The sequence below is a fragment of the Leeuwenhoekiella sp. A2 genome (assembly GCF_047946655.1).
Taxonomy (GTDB): domain Bacteria; phylum Bacteroidota; class Bacteroidia; order Flavobacteriales; family Flavobacteriaceae; genus Leeuwenhoekiella.
In genome coordinates this window covers 2,012,361-2,033,638 of the sequence record NZ_CP172311.1, presented here as the reverse complement: position 1 = coordinate 2,033,638, position 21,278 = coordinate 2,012,361, and the positions used below count along the sequence as shown (strand labels likewise).

Annotated in this window: 17 protein-coding genes and 1 riboswitch; of the genes, 3 read left to right on the top strand and 14 right to left on the bottom strand. The window is 38.4% G+C overall.

The genetic code is table 11. From position 1 onward, the window contains the following. The 4 genes from ACH3PA_RS09065 to ACH3PA_RS09050 form a co-directional block, all read right to left on the bottom strand. Entirely contained in the window at nucleotides 1–1,092 is a 1,092-nt protein-coding gene (locus ACH3PA_RS09065; protein ID WP_416444987.1) for an acyloxyacyl hydrolase, read from the bottom strand. Nucleotides 1,093–1,204: 112 nt separating this feature from the next. Further along, nucleotides 1,205–2,158 carry a methylenetetrahydrofolate reductase [NAD(P)H] gene (gene metF / locus ACH3PA_RS09060; RefSeq protein WP_416444989.1) on the bottom strand — a complete coding sequence of 318 codons (954 nt, stop codon included), beginning with the start codon at nucleotides 2,156–2,158 and terminating at the stop codon, nucleotides 1,205–1,207. Nucleotides 2,159–2,246: 88 nt separating this feature from the next. Then, nucleotides 2,247–5,342, bottom strand: a complete 3,096-nt coding sequence (locus tag ACH3PA_RS09055) for a vitamin B12 dependent-methionine synthase activation domain-containing protein (protein WP_416444991.1) — start codon at nucleotides 5,340–5,342, stop codon at nucleotides 2,247–2,249. 44 nt (nucleotides 5,343–5,386) lie between these two features. Beyond that, nucleotides 5,387–6,388 carry a homocysteine S-methyltransferase family protein gene (locus ACH3PA_RS09050; RefSeq protein ID WP_416444993.1) on the bottom strand — a complete coding sequence of 334 codons (1,002 nt, stop codon included), beginning with the start codon at nucleotides 6,386–6,388 and terminating at the stop codon, nucleotides 5,387–5,389. A 137-nt stretch (nucleotides 6,389–6,525) separates the two neighbouring features. Then, nucleotides 6,526–6,626: riboswitch (SAM riboswitch) on the bottom strand. Between the two features lie 236 nt (nucleotides 6,627–6,862). Between ACH3PA_RS09050 and ACH3PA_RS09045 the strand changes: the two genes are divergently transcribed. The 3 genes from ACH3PA_RS09045 to ACH3PA_RS09035 are packed head-to-tail and all read left to right on the top strand — an operon-like array spanning nucleotide 6,863 to nucleotide 8,722. Next, a complete protein-coding gene (locus tag ACH3PA_RS09045; protein WP_416444995.1) occupies nucleotides 6,863–7,459 on the top strand; it encodes a carboxymuconolactone decarboxylase family protein in 597 nt (198 codons plus the stop codon). Between the two features lie 19 nt (nucleotides 7,460–7,478). Beyond that, entirely contained in the window at nucleotides 7,479–8,321 is an 843-nt protein-coding gene (locus ACH3PA_RS09040) for a hypothetical protein (RefSeq protein WP_416448545.1), read from the top strand. Then, nucleotides 8,321–8,722: a response regulator gene (locus tag ACH3PA_RS09035; RefSeq protein WP_416444999.1), complete on the top strand. Its 402-nt coding sequence runs from the start codon at nucleotides 8,321–8,323 to the stop codon at nucleotides 8,720–8,722. Before ACH3PA_RS09040 ends, ACH3PA_RS09035 begins: the two co-directional genes overlap by 1 nt. Nucleotides 8,723–8,811: 89 nt before the next feature. On the opposite strand, the gene ACH3PA_RS09030 is transcribed toward ACH3PA_RS09035, so the two are convergent. The 10 genes from ACH3PA_RS09030 to ACH3PA_RS08985 all read right to left on the bottom strand — a co-directional run bounded on the left by ACH3PA_RS09030 (nucleotide 8,812) and on the right by ACH3PA_RS08985 (nucleotide 21,218). Then, a complete protein-coding gene (locus tag ACH3PA_RS09030; protein ID WP_416445001.1) occupies nucleotides 8,812–9,864 on the bottom strand; it encodes an NAD(P)/FAD-dependent oxidoreductase in 1,053 nt (350 codons plus the stop codon). 43 nt (nucleotides 9,865–9,907) lie between these two features. Next, nucleotides 9,908–10,492 (bottom strand): precorrin-2 dehydrogenase/sirohydrochlorin ferrochelatase family protein, encoded by a 585-nt coding sequence (locus ACH3PA_RS09025; protein WP_416445003.1) that lies wholly within the window; start codon nucleotides 10,490–10,492, stop codon nucleotides 9,908–9,910. After that, complete coding sequence (gene cobA / locus ACH3PA_RS09020) at nucleotides 10,486–11,256, bottom strand: uroporphyrinogen-III C-methyltransferase (RefSeq protein WP_416445005.1); 771 nt, start codon at nucleotides 11,254–11,256, stop codon at nucleotides 10,486–10,488. Before cobA ends, ACH3PA_RS09025 begins: the two co-directional genes overlap by 7 nt. Beyond that, on the bottom strand, nucleotides 11,246–13,342 hold the full coding sequence (locus ACH3PA_RS09015; protein ID WP_416445007.1) for a nitrite reductase: 2,097 nt from the start codon (nucleotides 13,340–13,342) through the stop codon (nucleotides 11,246–11,248). Before ACH3PA_RS09015 ends, cobA begins: the two co-directional genes overlap by 11 nt. 24 nt (nucleotides 13,343–13,366) lie before the next feature. Further along, the gene (locus ACH3PA_RS09010) at nucleotides 13,367–13,987 is read right to left on the bottom strand and encodes a phosphoadenosine phosphosulfate reductase family protein (protein ID WP_416445009.1); all 621 of its coding nucleotides are present in this window, start codon (nucleotides 13,985–13,987) and stop codon (nucleotides 13,367–13,369) included. A 143-nt stretch (nucleotides 13,988–14,130) separates the two neighbouring features. Continuing rightward, nucleotides 14,131–14,544 carry an RrF2 family transcriptional regulator gene (locus ACH3PA_RS09005; RefSeq protein WP_416445011.1) on the bottom strand — a complete coding sequence of 138 codons (414 nt, stop codon included), beginning with the start codon at nucleotides 14,542–14,544 and terminating at the stop codon, nucleotides 14,131–14,133. Between the two features lie 29 nt (nucleotides 14,545–14,573). Further along, a complete protein-coding gene (locus tag ACH3PA_RS09000; RefSeq protein ID WP_416445013.1) occupies nucleotides 14,574–15,740 on the bottom strand; it encodes a trans-sulfuration enzyme family protein in 1,167 nt (388 codons plus the stop codon). A gap of 216 nt (nucleotides 15,741–15,956) precedes the next feature. After that, nucleotides 15,957–16,376 carry an OsmC family protein gene (locus ACH3PA_RS08995; protein WP_416446633.1) on the bottom strand — a complete coding sequence of 140 codons (420 nt, stop codon included), beginning with the start codon at nucleotides 16,374–16,376 and terminating at the stop codon, nucleotides 15,957–15,959. A gap of 87 nt (nucleotides 16,377–16,463) precedes the next feature. Beyond that, nucleotides 16,464–19,853, bottom strand: coding sequence for a bifunctional aspartate kinase/homoserine dehydrogenase I (thrA, locus tag ACH3PA_RS08990; protein WP_416445015.1), 3,390 nt, complete (start codon nucleotides 19,851–19,853; stop codon nucleotides 16,464–16,466). Between the two features lie 72 nt (nucleotides 19,854–19,925). Beyond that, nucleotides 19,926–21,218, bottom strand: coding sequence for an O-acetylhomoserine aminocarboxypropyltransferase/cysteine synthase family protein (locus ACH3PA_RS08985; RefSeq protein WP_416445017.1), 1,293 nt, complete (start codon nucleotides 21,216–21,218; stop codon nucleotides 19,926–19,928). Nucleotides 21,219–21,278: the final 60 nt, after the last annotated feature.

The window sequence follows — 21,278 nt, the reverse complement described above, 5'->3', positions numbered from 1 at the left end:
TTAAAACCGCCAACCCAAACTAAACTCTACGCATTCTGCTTTCGCGGCATGGGCTTTCACGGTAACGGCACCAAAAATGTGCTCTCCAAAATATCTTTTTAGCCCAACTCGTTCATATATTCTACCTTCAAAATTGTATGGATAGTAAACGTAGTAGCCAAATTGTGATACCAGCGCTACTTTGTTGAAACGTAATTCATGACCAACGAAAAGCCCTACTCTTTTATAATCCTCATCTCCGCTCACTCCAAAACTTGGGAAAGCAATAGACTCATACACAATCTGGTCTTTTAAAAATTTAGACAAGAACAGATCTGCCCCGGCTTGTAATATGCTTTTATGACTGATTCTCTTATCTGCAAAAGCTGAAAAAACATAGAACACACGCTGACCTAAACCTATATAATCGCTTTCATTCACACCACTGCGAAAAGCCAGATTTAGTTTAACGGGCTCGCTATATTTTGTTTTATTTTCGGGAATAAAGGCAGGAAAATCGGTCTTTTCTACCTGATAATTAACCCCGATATTGAAAGCCAAAGTATTTGTGCTTGAGTTAGGGGCTTTAACATTTGCATTAGAATAATGAATAACAGAAATCCCGGCTTGTATTCCTAAATTATCCAGAATATTGGCTTTTTTGTAATTCAGCATAACATAGGTAGAACTCAATAACCTGCTCCCATAAGCATTATTGCGGTAATTGTTATCCAGATCAAAAGGATTGCTGGCAACGGCAATACCCTGTCCTACTCGCGCCATTAAATTCCGGTTTAAGAAATAAAAATTAAAGTGGCCGTAAAGTCCAAAATTCTCCCCCAGACTTCGATTTTTTAGATCCTGATACGTAAAAGAAAAACCCCAATCAGGATAATTGTATCGTGCCTCCCAATCATTAAAACCATAGGTGCGCCTGTTGTAGCTTAAAATAACACCTGTAGGATGTCCTGTGATAAGATGTGCCAAGTCTTTATTATGCTGAAGAATTGTACCATAAAAATAACTGGCGTCAATACTATACGGCTTCTCTTCTGCTTCCTGCGCAAACAAGGAACATGTAAATAATAAAATGAATAGGAATTTTAATTTCATCAGGGGCAGTTGCCGCAAAATTAATCAAAAACCTCGAAGAAAGCCTTCGAGGCAATATTTAGAAATTACAGTTGAATTCGGTTTGACTTTTATAGATTAGCCGCAGGTGCGATTAAAAAAGTTGAGATGCTATAGCCTCAATATTATCACTCTTTCCCATCGAGTAGTAATGTAATACCGGCACACCATATTCCATTAACTCTTTAGATTGCTGTATTGCCCACTCTACACCCACTTGCCTAACAGCTTTATTGTCTTTACAATCTTCTACTGCATCTATAAGATCCTGAGGCAGATCTATTTTAAACACCTGAGGAAGTAATTGCATATGTCTTTGTACTGCAAGAGGTTTAATACCCGGTATAATAGGAATAGTTATACCTTCTTTACGTGCCATTTCTACAAAATGAAAATACTTATCATTGTCAAAAAACATCTGAGTAACAACATAATCTGCACCCGCCTCAACTTTTTCTTTTAAGCGTTTTAGATCGCTCTTTAAAGACGGTGCCTCAAGATGTTTCTCAGGATAGCCCGCAACCCCTATGCAAAAGTCTGAACAGTTTCTGGTCTCTACCACATTGTTAAGATATTTACCCTGATTCATAGCATGAATCTGCTCAACAAGTCCGCATGCAAAGTCATGCCCCCCATGAGTGGCTTCAAAATATTGTTGTTCTTTCATCGCATCACCGCGCAAAGCCATTACATTATCAATACCTAAATAATGACAGTCTACCAGCAAATATTCTGTCTCCTCTTTAGTAAACCCACCGCACAGAACATGCGGCACAGTGTCTACATTGTATTTATGTTTTATTGAGGCACAAATACCCAGCGTACCCGGGCGCATACGCGTTATTTTTTTATCTAAAAGACCATCTTTCTCAATATAAATATATTCTTCGCGCGAAGTAGTAACATCAATAAATGGAGGTTTAAATTGCATTAAAGGATCTATATTGTCATAAAGCTCCTGTATGCTTGTGCCCTTTTTAGGCGGGATTATTTCAAATGAAAACAAGGTTTTACCATTTGCTTTCTCAATATGTTCTGTTACTTTCATGCTATAAAAGCCGTGGCCTTTTAAAATTTATCTTTTTCAAACTGAGTATATTTTCGCTTAAAGCGAAACAAACCAATTGACTACTCTATTAATCATCTGCAATATTAGGGTTTAACCACTTTTCTGCGGTTAGCAAATCTATATTTTTGCGCAAGGCGAAATCTTCTACCTGATCCATTTTTATTTTGCCTACCCCAAAATATCTGGCTTCAGGATTAGCAAAATAATACCCGGAAACCGATGCTGCGGGCCACATCGCCAGACTATCTGTGAGTTCTACACCTATATTTTCTTTCACTTTAAGTAAATCCCAGATCGTGAGTTTCTCAAGATGATCAGGACAGGCCGGGTAACCGGGTGCAGGGCGAATACCTTTGTAGGTCTCTTTAATAAGATCTTCATTAGTAAGATCTTCATCACTTGCATAACCCCAGTAATTGGTACGAATTTCTTTGTGCAAATATTCGGCAAAAGCTTCTGCAAAACGGTCTGCAAGCGCCTTTATCATAATGCTGTTATAGTCATCATGATCGGCTTCAAACTTTTTAGCAAGCTCTTGTGTACCAAAACCAGTACTTACACAAAAACAACCTATATAATCTGTTTTTCCGGTTTCTTTAGGAGCAATAAAATCTGACAAAGCAATATTAGGCCTGCCCACGGCTTTTTTACTTTGCTGCCTTAATGTTCTGAAAATAAACTTTTCATCATTTCTATTTTCTTCATCTTTTAGCAATACCTCGATATCATCATCATTGATGGTATTTGCCTCAAAAAGACCAAAAATCGCCTTTCCCGTCAATAATTTTTCGTCAAGAACGCGCTTTAGTAATTCTTTTGCATCGTCAAAAAGTTCGCGTGCTTGTGCTCCCACAACATCATCTGTAAGAATGTCTGGATATTTACCATGCAGATCCCAACTTCTAAAAAATGGAGACCAGTCAATAAATTCAACCAACTTATTAAAGTCAATATCATTTATCACCTCAATACCTGAAAAATTCGGTTTAAAAGGCTGAAAATCGGTCCAGTTAAGTTTCCATTTGTTTTCGCGCGCCTCCTCAATCTTCAGGTATTCTTTCTTTTTACCGCGTTTTAAAAACTTCTCTCTAAAGTCTGCATAATCTACCTTCACACGGTCTTTATAAGCTGTCGCCGAAGCCGGATTTAACAAGTCACCCACTACGGTTACAGCGCGCGAGGCATCATTTACATGTACGACTGCATTCTCATATTCCGGATCAATTTTTACAGCGGTATGCGCTTTACTTGTTGTCGCGCCACCTATTAATAAAGGAACTGTAAAATCCTGACGTTTCATTTCTTTAGCCAGAAACACCATCTCATCAAGCGACGGAGTGATAAGTCCGCTTAATCCAATAATTTCAACATTATGTTCTTTCGCGGCAGCTATAATCTTTTCTGGCGGCACCATAACGCCTAGATCTACAATCTCATAGTTATTACAAGCGAGAACAACACTCACAATATTTTTACCAATATCATGCACATCGCCTTTCACGGTTGCCATTAATATTTTGCCAGCCCCCCCCGCCCCCGAAGGGGGAGCTTCATTCAATTTTTCTAAAATTTCTTCGAGAACTTTATCAGTTTGCTCAAAAATCTCCTCGTTTTTAAAACGGATTACATGGTAACCCATTTCCTCAAGCCATGCAGTTCGCTCTTCATCACTCTTCTTATGGTCTGGAAGTTCATGAATAAGACCATCAACCTCAACAATAAGATTTTTTTTAAGACAAATAAAATCGGCTATATAAGATCCTATTATATGTTGTCTTCTAAATTTATAACCATCCAGTTTTTTTCCGCTTAAGTGATTCCAAAGAATATTTTCTGCTTCAGTAGGTTGGTTCCGCATTTCCTTAACATGCTCTTTCATTAATCCATAAAGCATAGGATCTGCCGTCTGCCAGTACTGCTCCCCCTTTGGGGGTTGGGGGGCTTTTTTGGACTCCTCTATGTACGGAAGGAGATAAGCAACAGCTTTTTTCATCACCCTAGCCGACTTTACCACCTGCGGAAGAAACATTTTACCACTACCAAAAAGATCACCTACGATGTTCATCCCCGTCATTAAATGACCTTCTATAACTTCAATAGGTTTAGCAGATGCAAGACGAGCTTCTTCAATATCTTCAAGAATATATTGATCTATACCTTTTACCAGCGCCCTTGTAATTCTATTTTGTAACGGCTCTTCTCTCCAGGAAAGATCAACCACTTTCTCTTTAGACGAACCTTTTACGGTTTCGGCAAGATCGAGTAAACGTTCTGTAGCATCATCTCTTCGGTCTAGTATAACATCTTCTACGTGATCAAGCAGGTCTTTTGGGATATCGTCGTAAATCTCAAGCATCGCAGGATTTACTATCCCAATATTCATCCCGGCTTTTATAGCGTGATACAAAAACACCGAATGCATCGCCTCACGCACTTTATCGTTTCCACGAAAACTAAAAGATACGTTACTCACACCACCACTTACACTTGCGTATGGAAGATTTTTTCGCACCCAGCGCGTCGCTTCAATAAAATCGATCGCATTTCTGCGGTGCTCATCCATCCCGGTAGCAACAGGAAATATATTTAAGTCAAAAATGATATCCTCTGGCGGGAATTTGACCTGATTTACCAAAATATCGTAGCTGCGCTGTGTTATTTCGACTCTTCTTTCAAAGTTATCTGCCTGGCCTACTTCATCAAAAGCCATGACAATTACTGCCGCACCGTATCTTTTAATACGTTTTGCGTGATCTATAAATTCCTTTTCCCCTTCTTTTAAGCTTATAGAATTCACAACGCATTTACCCTGTACTACCTGCAGACCCGCCTCAATGATCTCCCATTTAGAACTGTCTATCATTATGGGCACACGCGATATATCTGGTTCTGCTGCAATGAGATTTAAAAACCTAACCATTGCCTCTTTACCATCTATAAGACCATCGTCCATATTAATGTCTATGATCTGTGCGCCTCCTTCTACCTGATGTCGTGCAACAGCAAGAGCTTCATCAAATTTTTCTTCTTTTATCAGGCGCAAGAACATACGAGATCCTGCTACGTTGGTGCGTTCTCCTACATTTACAAAATTGCTTTCAGGAGTTATTACCAGGGGCTCTAGTCCTGAAAGTTTAAGATATCTGGGTTGTAAATCGTTCATTATATAAGTAACCTTTCTGCTTTTTATGCTTTTTTACCCGATTTTTATACTGCTACAGCTAGTTTTCTGGGCTTGTAATTCTTGCTTAATTCTGCTATTGCATTTATATGCTCTGGTGTAGTACCACAACAGCCACCTATAATATTTATAAGATTGCGATCAAGGTATGTTTTGATCTGTGCTGCCATCTCACTCGGACTCTCGTCATACTCACCAAAAGCATTTGGTAAACCTGCGTTGGGATATGCAGAAATTGCACATGTTGCGCGCGAAGCAACGACCTCGAGGTACGGAGTTAATTGGTCTGCGCCTAAGGCACAGTTAAAGCCAACAGATAACAGTGGCAGATGGTCTATAGATATTAAGAAAGCTTCTGCTGTTTGACCAGACAAAGTACGTCCTGAAGCATCTGTTATTGTACCGCTTACCATTACCGGTATTTCTATACCGCGCTCCTCTTTTATTTCTTCTATCGCAAACAAGGCCGCTTTCGCGTTAAGCGTATCAAAAATGGTTTCTACCAGCAAAATATCTGCCCCACCGTCAAGTAAAGCTTCTCCCTGTTGTTTGTATGCTTTTCTTAGTTCTTCAAAAGTTATAGCGCGATAACCGGGATCATTAACGTCTGGCGACATGCTGGCGGTCTTATTAGTTGGCCCCATAGCACCGGCAACAAATCTGGGTTTGTGCGGTTCTGCCGCAGTAAACTCATCTGCTACTTGTCTGGCTATCTTTGCCGATTCATAATTCAACTCAGTCACCAGATCTTCCATCCCATAATCTGCCATCGCGATAGTGGTACCAGAAAATGTATTAGTCTCTACAATGTCTGCGCCTGCTGCAAAATACTTGCGGTGTACGTCTGCAATTGCGGTGGGCTGCGTTAAAGACAACAGGTCATTATTACCTTGCAATGGCAATTGCCAGTCTTTAAAACGGTCTCCTCTAAAATCTTCTTCTGTAAACTTATAGCGCTGTAACATAGTACCCATTGCCCCGTCAAGGATAAGGATACGCTCGCTCATTGCTTTTTCTAATTTACTCATGTCTCGTTATATTTTATTGTAAGCAGCAGCACAGATATGCGCTTAATATTTGAATGAAATAAACTGCCTGCAAAGGTAGTGCAGGTATGTATAAATTTATCAAGTAAGATGAGAAGTATAAGCCGTTTCAGCTTGTAACGTTATCTATCCAAATAAATGGTAGAATGTAGCACCTTCTTAACAGGTAAGGGTTGCTAAGGCTTCACCGGGTCTCTCCCTCTGCCTTTCTTGATAACAAATTTCAATAAATAGCTGAACTTTCTAAAAAACAAATATTGTAAAACAACAATTACAAAACCAAATAAAAGCTCGGGAATTTCTCAAAAAACATCCCATGGCACCAGAAAATCGATTAAAAACATTAAAAAATCGTTAAAAATTATATTTAACAAAGAAAATACAGTGCTTATCTTACAAGCAGTTAGTTTTTTCATAAAAAATCTGCTATGTTTACACCCCAAATATATTTAACCTATGCAAGATTCTACTATTACATCAAATCCCTCAACGTCAAGATTTAAGATTGTTTCTTACGATGAGGCTTCACCACGAGTTCAGGAAATCTATAACGATACTAAAAAGACACTTCAAATTCCTTTTGTTCTCAACTGGTTTAAATGTCAGGGTAATAACGCCACTTTACTTCAGGGTAACTGGGCAAAGCTTAAATCTACCCTTATGATGGGAGATGTCCCTAACGTTTTAAAACAGTTGATTATCTATAATGTATCCCGCGAGAAAGGTTGTAACTATTGCGCACAGGCACATGGCATCTTTGCAGATAGCATGAGCCAGATGATTAATGATAATGAAAGCTTTAGGGTAACTGAAGATCTTGACTCAAGCTTGATACCAGAAAGCTACAGAACTGCTATTAAAGTTGTAACAAAAGCGGCTTTACGCCCGGCTCAAATTACAGATGAAGATTTTAATCTGTTAGAAGAAGCCGGTTTTGATCAAGAGGAAGTTCAGGAACTAATGGCTCAGGCTGATCTTGTGAATATGTTGAATACTATTGCAGATATCTCTGGTATCAAGATAGATAACGAACTTTTAGAAGCTAAAGCCTAGTTTAAGGCTCTATCTATTCTTGGACTCTTCAGCAAAATACCGCATCACCTATGAGGCTTTCTCCAAGTTCTCTGGAAATTTGAGCAAAGCGAAAGATGTTAATGAACTGGCGGCAATAGTAAGTAAAAATCTCAAATATCTATTTGATTATAGATTATTCAGAATAATATTTCTAACTGAAAAAAAGGTAAAGATTTTCACTTTTAAAACGGGTAAATTCTGGATCGCTAATTACAAGAAAGACCTATTTTCTTTTGAAAATAAACTTCTTAGTGATAAAATTCCATTCAGCACCTATTTTGAAGATTGTCGTTTTGATGAGTTTATAGATTGCTCTCAAATGAAGAACCCACAATTATGGGGCTGGTTTTATCAATATAATTCAGCTCAGGTATGCGCGTCTGTAGTAACAGATGAAATAAGGCTTTTTGATCAAAGTGATGTCGAGATTCTCAATCTGCTGGTAGATAGTTTCACAACTAAATATTTGCAAATAAGGCTTCAGGAAGAACTGAACGCTAAAAATAAGAATCTTGAAAAAGCAATTTTGATCATTGAAAATAAAAATGAAGAGATTAGAAAAATAAACAGTAATCAGAAAGACATTATCGACCTGAGAACTCAGGAAATAAGAGGTAAAAACAATAAACTACTAGAGATCTCCAGACTTAACGCACATAACGTTAGAGAGCCCTTAAGCAGAATATTGGGATTACTTGAGATATCTGAATTTTACAGTCCGGAACAGTTGCAGGAAGAATTATTACAATACCTCAAAGAATCTGCACTTGAACTTGATGAAACGCTTAAAAGTGTAATTGAGATGAGTTCTGGGGAAATTGATAAACTCTCTGTTTCATAATGACAGCACCTATAGACACTAAAGAATTGAAGATATTTCTTGTAGATGATCAAAAGATCACAAATTTTATTAATAAGAAAATTATAGACATTGCGGGAGTTTCAAAGTTTGTATATGATTTTATAGATCCTAAGGAGGCGCTTGATAAATTAGAAGAAAATCAACCCAACCTTATTCTATTAGATCTTAATATGCCAGACATTGATGGCTGGGGATTTCTTGACCGTATGGAAGAAAAAAACACTGATGCCAAAGTGGTTATTGTCACTTCTAGTACAAGCCCATTTGATGTTGAGAAAGCTAAAAATTACAATCGCGTGATTCAATATATAACTAAACCTTTGAATAAAGATATTCTCATAGGTTTTGTAAATCAATATAAAAAGAGATATTTCATATAGCTCAAATTGAATAACTAATAACAAAAGAAAGTCCGCCTTTGAGAGCGGACTTTCTTATTTATAAACACTAACTTAAAAAATAACTTTTCTTATTCTATAGACTGTACCACTGCTTTCTCTGCCTCTTTACGAGAACCATCAAAACCATCTATACCAGAAACCGTAGTATATTTAAGCACATATCTCTTACCTGGGTTTATACGTTGGTAAGCAGACTGACACATCATCGTAGCTTCATGGAAACCACATAAGATCAGTTTCAATTTACCAGGATATGTATTCACATCTCCTATTGCGTAAATACCAGGAATATTGGTTTGATAATCTAATGAATTATCAACTTTAATTGCATTTTTCTCGATCTCTAATCCCCATTCTGAAATAGGTCCTAATTTAGGTGAAAGTCCAAATAATGGAATGAACTCATCTGCTTCAAGGATATATTGTTCATCGCCTTGTTTTACAGAAACACCTGTGACGTACTCAGCACCCTCAAGACCAACAACTTCTGCTGGAGTAATAAGGTTGATCTTGCCAAGAAGTTTTAATTCACGTACCTTCTCTACTGAATCAAGAGCTCCTCTAAACTCATTTCTTCTATGAATCAAGGTCACTTCTTCTGCGATATCTGCTAAGAAAATACTCCAGTCTAAAGCAGAATCACCACCACCGGCAATTACTACTTTTTTACCACGGTAAACTTCAGGATCCTTAATCATGTAAGAAACACCCTTATCCTCATATTTATGAATGTTAGGAATAGGTGGTTTACGAGGCTCAAAACTCCCCAGACCTCCAGCGATAGCCACTACAGGCGCATGGTGTTTTGTTCCTTTATTTGTGGTAACAATAAAAGTACCATCGTCTAATTTCTCAATAGTTTCTGCACGTTCTCCTAAGGTAAAACCAGGCTGAAACTGTTTCCCCTGCTCAATAAGATTATTCACAAGATCTCCTGCTAAAACTTCCGGGAAACCAGGAATATCATAGATAGGTTTTTTAGGATAAATCTCAGAACATTGCCCGCCAGGCTGTGCTAAAGCGTCAATAAGGTGACATTTTAGTTTTAATAAACCGGCTTCAAATACAGTAAATAAACCTGTGGGACCCGCCCCTATTATTAGAATATCTGTTTTAATCATTTTTTCACTCTTTTAGCGGGTTTTAGACCCATTTTATGCATATTTATTTTGAAACAAGACCTTTAGTAAATTCATTCAGCTTTTCAACTTTTTCTTCAAAATCACCTTTTATAGTCTTGCGGTATTCATTTAAATTTTTAACTAATTCGTCAATATCTTCCGGAATTACATCTTCAAAAAATTGACGTAAGCGTTTTGCTGTAGTTGGCGATTGCGCATTAGTTGAGATTGCGATTTTTACATGACCTTTAGTTACAATCCCGCCCATGTAGAAATCACAAAGATCAGTAACATCAGCAATATTTGCTAAAATGTAACGCTTACGAGCTCCTTTGTAAACACGTCTGTTAACTTTCTCACTATCTGTTGTAGCGATTACGATGTGCTTATTTTTTAACATAGATGGCTTGTATTTTTTCTTCACCATCTTGATGTTGAACTTATTTGCCAAAGCAATCGTTTCCTCTCTAAAGAAAGGCGCTGCCATTTCTACATTAGCATCAGGACTAGATTTTAGTAAGAAAGTAAGTTTCTCTAAAGCCACATTCCCGCCACCCACAATGAGTATATTAAGACTGCGTACTTTTAAAAAAACCGGATATAATGTATTACGCTCTTCTCCTACCATGTCTGCTGATTTTCGGCATAATTTGCCTGATATTTGAGCAAATCCTCCCGATTTTTAACCACTTCTCCTATCACTATAATGGCCGGGTTTGATAACTCATTTTCAGCAACTATGCTTTCAATAGTCTCAATCGTGCCAATACCTATTTTTTCTTCTGCCGTAGTACCACTTTGAATAATGGCTACAGGCATATTTTGTTTTCCGTTCTCACTAAAAATAGCAACTATCTCTGCTAGTTTGCTCATTCCCATAAGAATCACAACTGTGGCAGTAGATTGTGCAGCAACAGCAACGTCTTTTGAAATTTTATGCTCTTTAGTGGTACCTGTAATTACCCAAAAACTTTCTGAACTTCCTCTTTTTGTAAGCGGAATATTCTGAGAAGCGGGCACAGCAAGCGACGATGAAATCCCGGGAACCATAGCAACTTCAATACCTTGTTGAGCTGCAAATTCCATTTCCTCAGCACCGCGACCAAAAATAAAAGGGTCTCCTCCTTTTAGTCGAACCACATGCCCATGAGATTTTGCCCTGCTTACAATAAGCTCATTTATCTGCTCTTGTTGATACGCATAACAACCCTTTCGTTTACCTACAAAAATCTGCTCTGCATGAGGCGCATAATCTAATAAAACAGGATTAACCAGTGCATCATATAATACAACATCTGCACTTTCTAAAGCCTTAATACCTTTTAACGTGAACAACTCCGGGTCACCGGGCCCGGCGCCTACAATTGTTAGTCTGGGATTTTTAGTTTGCATGAGCCAATTGGTTTTTGCGATACGTGTCTACACGATCGAAGAATGCGTTAGCTTCGGCTAGATACGCTTCCGCGAAAGCTGCCGTAGGTTCGTTCTCCTTTATTTGGTATACAAGTTCGGAAAAAGATTTCCCGGAAACAACTTCACTATTTTCGCCAAAGGCATTATCAAATTCTGCAATAATATTTGCTTGTGTATTGGTTTTCACATCTTCAGCAAGCAATAATGCTTTTGCGCCGTTAACTAAACCAGCGTAAGTATGATAAATACTATCGGCCCATTTTTTCTCTTCAAAAGCTTCAATAGACATGCCCAATTTATCTTTCGCTTCAAGCAAAAGTGTTTGTACAAGATCTATTACAACACCGGCACATTCGCCCACGCCAACTTCCTGTACATATTTCTCATTATTACCCCAATCTATAAAATCAGACTCCACAAGATCATCTGTAGAAGAAAGAGGTTTTAGAATTTCGTAGAAATATTTCTGCCCTTTATCATCATAATAATCAAGAAAAGCAGCTCCGTTAGCATTTTCTTTATAATCGTCTAAAATAGTGCGCAAAGCTTGTGGCCCACGTTTACTGGGAATTTTGATCACTTTGTCAGAAAATCTTCCCTGACCGTTACCTAAAACTCCGCCACCAAGTAAAACCTGCAATGCGGGTGCAACCAATTTTTCAGGAGTACGAATAGACATTCCCTGAAAACCGATGTGCGACATATTATGTTGCCCACAGGCATTCATACAGCCACTTATCTTAATTGTAAGCTCTTTATTATTTATATACTCAGGATATTCTTCATGAAGAACACCTTCAAGAACATCTGCGATACCAGTACTGCTAGCAATACCAAGATTACAGGTATCTGTTCCCGGGCAAGCCGTAATATCTGCAGTTGTATTGTAACCGGGATTTGCAAAACCGTGTTTTTGTAATTCTGTAAAGAAAAACGGTAAAGCTTCTTCGCGAATATCTCTAAGCAAAATATTTTGTCTTAGTGTAAGACGCAATTCATTAGAAGCATATTTCTTGATCAAACCGGCTAAAAATCGGGCTTTTTGGGTCGAAAAGTCGCCTAATCTCACCTTTAATCCGATAGCGTAAAGTCCTTTTTGTTTTTGTTCAAAAACGTTGGTACGCTTCCAGGCATCATACGCTGTTTGATTAGTGATCTCAACTTGTGGAATCACAGCATCACTGAAAACAACAGGTTTTTCAAAATCTGAAGTGTCAATTTCATAAGTATGATAAGAAAGTGCTTTTTGCTCTTCTTCTACCATTGCCATAAAAGCATCCTTCCCTATATCTTTTATAAGGAATTTCATTCTGGCTTTTAATCTACGAGAGCGCTCACCATGTCTGTCAAACATACGTAATACACCTTCTACAGTAGGGATCAATTTATTTACCGGCAAAAATTCATACAACAAATCTGCCTGGCGAGGTTGTGAACCTAAACCGCCACCCAGCATTACCTGAAAGCCTTTTTCACCATCTTTAATCTTAGGAATAAAACCTAAATCGTGCATAAAAGCAAGAGCTGTATCTTCATCTGTAGAAGAAAACGAAATTTTAAATTTCCTTCCCATTTCCTGACAGATAGGATTTCTTAAAAAGAACTGAAAAACAGCATGCGCATAAGGCGAAACATCAAAAACTTCATTGGCATCAATACCAGCCGTCTCGCTGGCTGTTACATTTCGCACCGTGTTACCACAAGCTTCACGCAGAGTAACATCATCTTTCTCAAGTTCTGCCCACAATTCCGGAGCGCGATCTAGACTTACATAATGTATTTGTATATCCTGTCTTGTGGTTATATGCAATTTACCTGTAGAATATTCATCTGCCACATCTGCAATACGCACAAGTTGCTCTCCTTTTACTTTACCGTAAGGGAGTTTTATACGTATCATCTGCACACCTTCCTGCCGCTGCCCGTAAACACCGCGCGCTAAACGCAGACTACGAAAACGCTCTTCATCAATCTTTCCCTCTTTAAAAAGACGAATCTTTTTTTCCAGCTCTATAATATCGCGTTCTACGACAGGATTCTCTATTTCGGTTCTAAAACTTTGCATGGCTTGTTTTTTTAATTTTTCAGCTTAAAGCTGAATTCCGCATTCTAAATTAGATTTTGGCTTGGTAGGATCGTAATATCTGAACTCATTAGGCAAATTATTTTCTTTCAAATAATTATGAAGTTCAGGTTCTGACCAAAAGTAGAATGGACTTACTTTTAAAATGTTCTCTCCGTTTACACTTAGAATATTTAAAGTGTCTCTGTAAGCAGTCTGCCCGCGTCTTATATTAGTAAACCAAAGATCAGGATTGTGTTCATCTAGCGCTCTTTGAAAAGGCTCTAGTTTTACAGTATTCACGAAATCTTCAAACTCATCACTATCAGAACTTGGTACCTCATCAAAATTGTGATCTACTAAAGATTTGTAAACACACAGATTAACAGGTAACTCCTCTTTTATGGTTTGTGAGAATTCTACAGTTGCATCTGTATTAAAACCCGTATCACACCATACGAGATTAATTCCCGGTTTCGCTTTGCTGACTGCATGAATCAATGATGCAGAATAAGGGGCAAAATTGCTGGTTAATATAGGGCGCGAAGAAATGCTTAATGCAAACTCAATTACTTCTTCAACTGATTTATCTCGTAAAATCTGATTGTAATAATCAAGATTTTCTTTTACATGTTCTACTGTTTCCATTCAAAAATATTTAAATCCTATCGGAGTACTAGGATTTGTGACAAAAGTAACTCCCATCGTCGACGCAGACAAGGCTTTTGGGAAAATTTTTAAAAGTTTTAATTGATTATTAATATGCGACCTAAAAAATGAGATTTTTTCAGTTATTCTTTAATTATATCGGCGAGGGTGTTGTTATTCAGCACATTTAAGGTGCTATCTCTCACCTGAATCATCAAACTATGTACGGAACATGTCGCTTCATCAGGGCAATCTTCGCACTTTTCATAGAAATTTAAGCTCACACACGGCACCATCGCTACAGGACCTTCAAGAATACGCATGACATCTACCATTTTGATCTCCTCTGCAGGCATTCTTAAATAATAGCCGCCACCTTTACCTTTGCGAGATCCCAGAAATCCGGCTTTTCGCAGAGAAAGCATAATACTCTCAAGAAATTTCTGAGAAATATTTTCGCTTTTAGCGATAGCTCCTATTTGTACAGGCTCTACACATTGTTGTTTTGCGACATAAGTCAGGGCTTTAAGGCCGTATTTGGTCTTTTTTGAAAGCATAATGCAAAGGTACGAAATTGCCTTTCATCTTACGCTTTTAGCGCCTGATCCAGATCTGCGATAATATCTTCAACATGTTCTAAACCTACAGAACAACGTACTAAACCATCTGTAATACCAACTTCAAGACGATCTTCTTCACTTAACTTGCTATGTGTGGTTGATGCAGGATGCGTTACAATTGTTCTGGTATCTCCTAAATTTGCAGAAAGCGAACACATTTTTATAGCATTTAGAAATTTTCGCCCTGCTTCTACTCCGCCTTTCACTTCAAAAGCAACGATGTTTCCACCTAAACGCATTTGTTTTTTAGCAACTTCATACTGCGGATGCGACTTCAAAAAAGGATATTTCACAAAATTCACCTGCGGATGTTCTTCCAGAAATTCAGCTACTTTTAATGCATTTTCGCAATGGCGATCTGCACGTACATGTAACGTTTCTAAACTTTTTGAAAGTATCCATGCGTTAAATGGCGATAAAGCCGGACCTGTATTTCTTGCAAATAAATAAATTTCACGTATAAGATCAGATTTTCCTACTGTTACTCCACCCATCGCACGTCCCTGACCGTCAATCATTTTAGTTGCAGAATGAATTACAAGATCTGCACCAAATTTTATAGGCTGCTGTAAATACGGCGTCGCAAAGCAATTATCAACCACAAAAATGAGATTATGTTTTTTTGCGATATCACCTAAAAGTTCAAGATCAAGAACATCAACCGCCGGATTTGTAGGTGATTCTACATATAAAATCTTAGTTTCAGGCTTGATAAGGTTTTCTATTTTATCAACCTCATCTACTTTAAAATATGATGTAGAGATATTCCACTTAGGAAGGTATTTTGTAAACAAAGTATGCGTAGAACCAAAAACTGATCTGGCTGAAACAATGTGATCACCACTATTTAAAAGCGCTGCAAAAGTTGAAAAAACAGCTGCCATTCCTGTCGCAAAAGCATAACCAGCTTCTGCACCTTCAAGCTTACAGATTTTATCTACAAACTCTGTTGTATTCGGATTTGTAAATCGGCTATAAATATTGCGATCTTTCTCTTCAGCAAAGCTGGAGCGCATATCTTCTGCATCTTCAAAAATAAAGCTGGACGTCATATAAATAGGCGACGTGTGCTCAAGATTTTCAGAACGGTTTAATTGCGTGCGTATCGCTTCAGTTTCAAAATGCTTACTCATAATTTTTTATTGATGATGGGTCTTCGACAAGCTCAGACTGAAATTAGCTTTTATAGTTGTAATCTAGAATGGGTCTTCGACAGGCTCAGACGGACATATCGTTTCATTATTGTGATAGTGATATTAAATTAAATAGATTGTCTTCGACAGGCTCAGACGGACAACGGTTTGAAACACAAATCAAAGCTAACATGTCCTGCTGAGCTTGTCGAAGCATTATAATTCCTGTCCGTTTAAAAATATTTTATATGTGATTGTAACACTAGGCTCCAGCGTGATTGACACCGAACAATATTTGTCAAAACTCAGGTTTGCTGCGCGCAAAGCTTTTGCAGGATCGATATCACCTTCCAGATAAACATTTACAGAAATAAACTCAAACGGCTTAGCGCCTTTTACTTCTTTACGCTCACCTTCAACTTCTACATGATAAGAATCAATTTCCTGCTTCTGTTTCTTTAAAATTGAAATCACATCTATAGCGCTGCAACCTCCCACTCCCATTAATAGAAGTTCCATTGGGCTTGAGCCTTTTACTTCATCACGGGTTTTATTATCTATCAAAACAGGTATTCCTGAAGCTCCTTTAGCTTCAAAAAGATAATCGCTGTCTATTCTGTCAAGTGTTACTTTCATTGTTTTTTCTTTCTTATTATTCTCTCCTTTTGCGAGAGATGCCCAGTTCTCGATACAATTCATTAAAATGAATTACTCGAACTGACGCTAACTATCTTTTTCTGCCAGTCTTAATATATCTCCAAAAACGCCACGCGCTGTCACGGCTGCTCCGGCACCAGCTCCCTGAATCACAAGTGGCTGATCACCATACGACTCGGTATAAATTTCAAAAATAGAATCGCTGCCATTTACCTGCCCTAAAGCCGAATTTTGTGGCACTGAAACCAGTTTTACTACAAGTTTACCACCATCATCTGTTGATAAATCGCCGTAAAGATCGCCAACATAGCGCAAAACATGACCTGCTTGTTGCGATTTTTTACGTTGCTCGTAGGTTTCGTCCAGCTCTTCCAGTCGCTTTAAGAAATCTCTTGTGTCACCATCTCTTAAATCTTCGGGAATCAGGTTTTCAATTTCCACATCTTCAAATTCTTTATGCAGATCAAGTTCGCGCGCAAGAATGAGTAATTTTCTACCTACATCATTTCCGCAAAGATCTTCACGAGGATCAGGTTCTGTATAACCCTGATCGATCGCTTCTTTAAGTATAGACGAAAACTTTCTGTCTTCCTTAGAAAAAGTGTTGAATAAATAGCTCAAAGAACCCGAAAAAACGCCTTTTATACGGGTAATATTGTCGCCTGAAAGATGCAGTAAACGTATCGTATCAATAAGCGGTAAACCAGCGCCTACGTTAGTTTCGTATAAATATCGCTTCTGATTTTCAGCTAATGTTTTACGCAGGTTTCTGTAGAAATCAAAACTTACCGTATTGGCTATTTTATTCGAAGAAACAAGGTCAAAACCGTTCTTTACGAGTTTTGTGTAATTCAATATAAAGTCTTTATTTCCTGTGTTGTCAATCGCGATCAGGTTTGCAAGATGATTTGCTTTCGCGAAAGCAATAACCGTATCAACACCACCTTCAGTTGATTCATTGGCAAACGTATTTTTCCAATCGGTTTCTACGCCGTTTTTTGTGAAAAGGACTTTCTTAGAATTAGTTACCGCAAAAATATTCAAGGCGATATCCTTTCTCTTCTCTATTTTTTCTTTCGAATTTATAATCTGATCGATCAGCGTTCCACCTACTAAACCGTGACCAAAAATCGCAAGATTCACTTTTTTAGCAATACCAAAAATTTCACCATGAATTACATTAAGTGTTTTGTTGAGATTTTCGCGGCGCACAACTACACTCACATTTTTTCCGGTAACCGTGTTATTAAAAAGCAACGGCACAATTCCGTTTTTTATAATCGCGCTGTATGGTTTATGAAAAGTACTCAAATCCTGCCCAATGATAGAAACCACCGCTACCTCATCTATAATTTCGATCTGCGTAACATCCTGACTGTGGAAATCACTGGCAAACTCGCGTTTTAAAGCAGCAACTGTATTCTTAGAATCGGCCGCCGTTACAACGAGACCAATTCCCCGCTCTGAAGAACCCTGCGAAATAATACTCACACTTATTCCCTGATCACCCAGTGCCCTGAATATTCTGGCATCTACTCCCACTTTTCCTAAAAGTCCGCGACCTTCAAGATTAATCAAAGCCATTTTATCGAGTACAGAGAGCGATTTTATGCCTTCTTCTTCCGATTTTGCCGTGATTAAAGTACCCTCATCATCTGACTTAAACGTATTAAGAATACGCAGCGGAATATTCTTCTCAATTAACGGAATAATAGTTTTCGCGTGCAAAATGGTCGTTCCAAAATTTGCCAGTTCATTTGCCTCGCCATAGGTAAGTCTGGCAATTTTTTGTGCATCAGGAACAAGATCCGGATTAGCAGTAAAAATCCCATCAACATGCGTGTAATTTTGCAATTCTGCAGCGTCCAGGTAATTTGCCAGCAAAGCCGCTGTATAATTACTGCCGTTACGGCCCAGCGTTGTGGTATGATTTTGTGCGTTTGAAGCGATAAAACCGGTCACAATATTAACTGTATCGCCGTTATGTGCCGCAAAATGCTTGATCACATTTTCTTTTGAAATCTTATCAATAGGTTGTGCGTTACCAAAAACATCATTTGTTTTTATGAGTTCGCGGCTATCTGCAAAATGCGCTTTTACATTTCTATTTTTAAGCAATTGAGTAATAAGTTTAACCGAAATAATCTCTCCGTAAGAAAGAATTTCGTCCTTAATCTTATCGCTGTAATCGCCCAGCAAAGCAACACCTTCAAAAAGGCGGTCAATTTGTTTAAATTGCTCGTTGAGATCAACATTAAAATCTCCTTTTTGGTAGATTTTAAAAGCTTCCAGTTGATGCTGATAATCGAGCCCGGAAGCTGCTTTTTGCAATATTTCTTCTAATTCATCTGTTGCGCCACCACGTGCCGAAAGCACCACAGCGATACGCTCGCCATTTGCGATTTTATTCTCAATGATTTTGACAACGGTTTCTATTCCTTTTCCGTTTGCTAAGGATTTTCCGCCAAATTTTAAAATCTTTAGTTTTTGGTTTTCATGATCTCTTTGAAATATAGGCTGAAGCAATTGCTCAAGCTGTTCAAATTCAATTAAAAAAGCATCGTGACCATGAACCGAATTTATTTCGCCATAAGTCACGTTATTTTTAACCAAAGCGAGTTGCTTGTAGGTTTCGCGATTTTCTTCAGGTGTAAAAAACAAATCAGAATCTACGCCTACAATATGAATATTTGCCGCAACCTGTGTTAAAACGTCACTCAGATTTTCGCGATTGCGTGTTACATCAATAGACTTAAGCAACTGGTTCATCAAACGGTAAGCGCTAAGCTGAAAGCGATCTTTCAGTTTTGTTCCGTGATGATCAAGCCAGCTTTCGACATTAAAAATCTTAAGATCTTCATTTGTACTTCGCTGAAATTTATTCTTAAATGATTCTGGCGTGCGATAACACAACATCGCATGCATACGCGCGTCGTGTACAGGCTGACTGGAATTCAGCAAAATCTGTTCCTGAATCTGGCAATTTGCAATCAGCCAGTCGGTAGATTTCCAATCTGATGCTACAGGAATGAGATGCTCAGTAATTTCCGGCGAAAGCGCGACCATTTCCCAGGCAATACCACCACCTAAAGAACCGCCAATAATTGCAAACAATTTGTCGATTTTTAGCTGTTCCAGCCCGATAATAAAAGCGCGGGCGACATCTTGAGCGACATAATCTTTATAATTTTCAATCACAAAACCATCATAACCGTTCCCGGGAATATTGAAACAAATGACTGTATATTTTGTGGTATCGATACATTTTCCGTCACCTATAATGGCATTCCACCAACCATCATCACCAGAAACATGCGAGTTTCCGGTTAATGCGTGATTGACTAAAATGACAGGCGCATCGTGAAGGGGACGGCCAAAAATCTCATAGCTTAGAGACAAAGTCTGCGTGTGTCCAGACAATGTTGTAAAATCTGCTATGGAAAGGGTATGTAACATATATGTAATTAAATTCTTAGTCGGTTAGCGTGCAATTACTTTCCCCGATTCTTAATGTTCTATTATTAAATTTTAAGCTAAAACTTTTTTATCCAGATGCGAAAAGGCTGCTTTAAGATCTGCTTTTAAATCTTCCAGATCCTCGAGACCCACAGAAAGTCTAATCAAATCCTGAGTAACACCGGTTGATGCCTGCGCTTTCTCATCAAGTTGTTGATGTGTTGTACTTGCCGGGTGAATAATAAGTGATTTTGTGTCGCCAATATTAGCTAAAAGCGAAAAGATTTTTGCCTCATTTGCGATGGTTTTTGCGCTTTCATAACCACCTTTTACGCCAAAAGTCACAAGACCGCTTTGTCCTTTAGGAAGATATTCTTGTGCAAGTTCGTAATAATCACTGTCTTCAAGACCCGGATAATTTACCCAGGTAACCTCATCCTGTTCCTGCAACCATTTGGCTAAAGCCAGAGCATTCTCGCTGTGTTTTTTAATGCGGATTTCCAGAGTTTCTAATCCCTGAATAATCTGAAATGCGTTAAACGGACTCAATGCTGCACCGTGATCGCGTAAACCTTCTATGCGTGCTTTTGCAATAAATGCCGCGGGGCCTAAAGCTTCATGATAAATCAAGCCGTGATATCCCGCTGAAGGTTCGGTAAATTCAGGGAATTTACCACTTGACCAGTCGAATGTGCCGGCGTCAATGATTGCCCCGCCTAAAGTGGTTCCGTTACCGTTAATATATTTGGTCAAAGAATGAATTACAATATTTGCGCCGTGCGCAATAGGATTGAGCAAAGCGGGAGTTGCAACCGTATTATCTACAATAAGCGGAATTTTATTTTCTTTCGCGACAGCTGAAATCGCTTTAATATCGAGCACGTCCAGTTTTGGATTTCCCAGAGATTCTATAAAGATCGCTCGCGTATTTTCTTTTACAGCATCCTGAAAATTTGAAGCTTCTGCAGGATCTACAAAAGTAGTTGTGATGCCAAATCTGGGTAAAGTAACGCTGAGTAAATTCCACGTACCGCCGTACAAACTACTAGAAGCAACAATATGATCACCAGATTTTAATAGTGTAAGCAAAGTTGTGTTGATCGCAGCCGTTCCGGAAGCAGTAACAACCGCGGCAATACCCCCTTCAAGGGCGGCAAGGCGCTGCTCAAGAATATCATTTGTAGGGTTGTTTAAGCGGGTGTAAATAAAACCCGGCTCTGAAAGATTAAAAAGATTAGCAGCATGGTCTGCATTGTTGAAGACATAGCTGGTTGTCTGGTAAATGGGAACTGCTCGTGTGCCGCCGTGTACCTTTGTGTCATGACCGACGTGCAATGCCTGTGTTGAAAATTGTGTTGTGCTCATTTTTCTTTCTGTTTAAAGTTGATTAACTAAAAGCAACAGATCTCACCCTGAGATCGTAAA

Bases quoted from the DNA above. Each gene is read 5' to 3' on its own strand.
- ACH3PA_RS09035 (WP_416444999.1), top strand. From the start codon at position 8,321: ATGACAGCACCTATAGACACTAAAGAATTGAAGATATTTCTTGTAGAT.
- ACH3PA_RS08985 (WP_416445017.1), bottom strand. From the start codon at position 21,218: ATGAGCACAACACAATTTTCAACACAGGCATTGCACGTCGGTCATGAC.
- ACH3PA_RS09055 (WP_416444991.1), bottom strand. From the start codon at position 5,342: ATGAACGATTTACAACCCAGATATCTTAAACTTTCAGGACTAGAGCCC.
- cobA (WP_416445005.1), bottom strand. From the start codon at position 11,256: ATGCAAACTAAAAATCCCAGACTAACAATTGTAGGCGCCGGGCCCGGT.
- ACH3PA_RS09045 (WP_416444995.1), top strand. From the start codon at position 6,863: ATGCAAGATTCTACTATTACATCAAATCCCTCAACGTCAAGATTTAAG.
- metF (WP_416444989.1), bottom strand. From the start codon at position 2,158: ATGAAAGTAACAGAACATATTGAGAAAGCAAATGGTAAAACCTTGTTT.
- ACH3PA_RS08995 (WP_416446633.1), bottom strand. From the start codon at position 16,376: ATGAAAGTAACACTTGACAGAATAGACAGCGATTATCTTTTTGAAGCT.
- ACH3PA_RS09025 (WP_416445003.1), bottom strand. From the start codon at position 10,492: ATGGTAGGAGAAGAGCGTAATACATTATATCCGGTTTTTTTAAAAGTA.
- ACH3PA_RS09005 (WP_416445011.1), bottom strand. From the start codon at position 14,544: ATGCTTTCAAAAAAGACCAAATACGGCCTTAAAGCCCTGACTTATGTC.
- thrA (WP_416445015.1), bottom strand. From the start codon at position 19,853: ATGTTACATACCCTTTCCATAGCAGATTTTACAACATTGTCTGGACAC.
- ACH3PA_RS09050 (WP_416444993.1), bottom strand. From the start codon at position 6,388: ATGAGTAAATTAGAAAAAGCAATGAGCGAGCGTATCCTTATCCTTGAC.
- ACH3PA_RS09015 (WP_416445007.1), bottom strand. From the start codon at position 13,342: ATGCAAAGTTTTAGAACCGAAATAGAGAATCCTGTCGTAGAACGCGAT.
- ACH3PA_RS09010 (WP_416445009.1), bottom strand. From the start codon at position 13,987: ATGGAAACAGTAGAACATGTAAAAGAAAATCTTGATTATTACAATCAG.
- ACH3PA_RS09065 (WP_416444987.1), bottom strand. From the start codon at position 1,092: ATGAAATTAAAATTCCTATTCATTTTATTATTTACATGTTCCTTGTTT.
- ACH3PA_RS09030 (WP_416445001.1), bottom strand. From the start codon at position 9,864: ATGATTAAAACAGATATTCTAATAATAGGGGCGGGTCCCACAGGTTTA.
- ACH3PA_RS09000 (WP_416445013.1), bottom strand. From the start codon at position 15,740: ATGAGTAAGCATTTTGAAACTGAAGCGATACGCACGCAATTAAACCGT.